This is a genomic window from Mycobacterium sp. TH-M15 (assembly GCF_057473705.1).
The window spans coordinates 1-2,069 of record NZ_JBYCLB010000253.1; the positions used below are offsets into that span (position 1 = coordinate 1).

The window sequence follows — 2,069 nt, forward strand, 5'->3', positions numbered from 1 at the left end:
TGGACCGGCTGGACCGGGCGGTGCTCTCGGCGCTGACCCGAAGCTTCGGCGGCGGGCCGGTCGGGGTCTCCACGCTGGCGGTGGCGGTCGGGGAGGAGGCGGCCACCGTCGAGGAGGTCTGCGAGCCGTTCCTGGTGCGGGCCGGGATGATCGCCCGCACCCCGCGCGGGCGGGTCGGCACCGCGGCCGCCTGGACGCACCTGGGGATGGTCCCGCCGGCCGGGGCGGCCGGGCTGGGTCAGGCCGGGCTGTTCGATTAGGCCGGTGACGCTGCACCACGGGCGACCCGAACTGCGGTGACTCGCTGCTTCATATGTGATGCGGGGTCGAAACGAGTCCGGCAGGAGCTACGTCGACGCGCCCGTATTTCCGGGTTTGGACGGGACGATGTGGAGCTGGTCGAGTTCGGGAGTGGGTCGAGGGATGAGCGGGTGGCCGCGCTGCGGCGAAGCGCCGGGTCGTGGCGGGACCGGGACTTCACCGGGGCGGAGTACGTCGATGCCATTCGCGGCGACCTCGACGAGCGGCTGGCCAGACTCGGCCTGGCGTGAAGCTGATCGACACCACGGTCGCCGTAGACCACCTGCGCGGCCAGCCCGACGCGGTCGAGCTACTCGCCGGAATCGTCGATAGTGGTGAAGAGCTGGCGGCCAGCGAACTGGTCCGTTTCGAACTGCTGTCCGGCGTGCGGGAGAACGAGCTGACCGCCCTGGAGGACTTCTGCTCGGCGCTGAGCTGGATCGCGGTGGCCGAGCAGACAGCCCGGTTGGCGGGAGAGCTGGCCCGGCGGTTCCGGCTCAGCCACGGCGGTATCGACGACGTCGACTACCTGATCGCCGCGACCGCGATCGTCACCGACGCGGACCTGCTGACCACCAACGTGCGCCACTTCCCGATGTTCGACGCGCTGCGGCCCCCGTACTGACCTTGTGGAAAACCCGAAGGAACCGCTTGCCGCGCTCACCACAACCGGCGCGTTTGAGCCAGAGCAGGCACGTAGCGCAAAAGACATGCGATGCTCGGCGTGTGCGACCTGGAGGTCACAGCCCCGCCAGCGCCTCGGCCAGCACCTCGATCCCCTCGCAGAACAACTCGTCGCTGATGCTCAGCGGCGGCAGCAGCCGCACCACGTTGCCGTACGTCCCGCAGGTCAGCACGATCACCCCGGCCGCCCGGGCCGCGCCGACCACTCTGGCGGTCAGCTCCGGGTCGGGGTCAGCGGAGCCGGAGCGCACCAGCTCCATGGCGACCATCGCCCCGCGCCCGCGCACGTCGCCGATCCGGTCGTCGTCGGCCTGCAGCCGGCCCAGCCGGTCGAACGCCAGCTGCCCGAGTCGCTGCGCCCGGGCGATCAGGCCGTCGCTCTCGATGGTGTCGATGACGGCCAGCGCCGCCGCGCAGGCCACCGGGTTGCCGCCGAACGTCCCGCCCAGCCCACTCACCTGGGGGGCGTCCATGATCTCGGCTCGGCCGGTTACCGCCGACAACGGCAGGCCGCCGCCGATCGCCTTGGCGGTGCAGATCAGGTCGGGTTCGATGCCCTCGTGCTCGCAGGCGAACCACGCCCCGCTGCGGGCGAAGCCGGACTGCACCTCGTCGGCGATGAACACCACGCCGTTCTTCCGGCACCAGGCCAGCAGCGCCGCCAGGAAGCCCTCGGCCGGGACGATGAACCCGCCCTCGCCCTGGATCGGCTCGATGATGACCGCGGCCAGGTTGTCGGCGCCGATCTGTTTGTCGATGACCCGCAGCGCGCGGGCCGCGGCCAGACCGCCGTCGGTGGCCAACTCCTTGTCCGTCAACCCGTCGCGGTACGGGTAGGACATCGGCGCCCGGTAGATCTCCGCGGCGAACGGTCCGAAACCGCTCTTGTACGGCATCGACTTGGCGGTGAGCGCCATGGTCAGGTTGGTGCGGCCGTGGAAGGCGTGGTTGAACGCCACCACCGCGGGCTTGCGGGTGTAGGAGCGGGCGATCTTGACCGCGTTCTCCACCGCCTCGGCACCGGAGTTGAGCAGCACGGACCGCTTCTCGCCCGATCCGGGGGTGATCCGGTTGAGCTCCTCGGC

General features: G+C 70.9%; 4 protein-coding genes. 3 read left to right on the forward strand and 1 reads right to left on the reverse strand.

The annotated features are described in order from the left end of the window. The 3 genes from AC2VNT_RS06055 to AC2VNT_RS06065 form a co-directional block, all read left to right on the forward strand. Nucleotides 1–260: Holliday junction DNA helicase RuvB C-terminal domain-containing protein (locus AC2VNT_RS06055; protein WP_486945991.1), on the forward strand; the 260-nt coding region annotated here is incomplete at its 5' end. Nucleotides 261–311: 51 nt separating this feature from the next. Then, nucleotides 312–551, forward strand: coding sequence for an antitoxin (locus AC2VNT_RS06060; RefSeq protein ID WP_486945994.1), 240 nt, complete (start codon nucleotides 312–314; stop codon nucleotides 549–551). Further along, nucleotides 548–925, forward strand: a complete 378-nt coding sequence (locus AC2VNT_RS06065) for a PIN domain-containing protein (RefSeq protein WP_486945992.1) — start codon at nucleotides 548–550, stop codon at nucleotides 923–925. The genes AC2VNT_RS06060 and AC2VNT_RS06065 overlap by 4 nt, the downstream gene beginning before the upstream one ends. A 115-nt stretch (nucleotides 926–1,040) precedes the next feature. Here the strand turns inward: AC2VNT_RS06065 and gabT are convergent. Continuing rightward, the coding region (gabT, locus tag AC2VNT_RS06070; protein ID WP_486945993.1) for a 4-aminobutyrate--2-oxoglutarate transaminase at nucleotides 1,041–2,069 on the reverse strand (1,029 nt) is incomplete at its 5' end.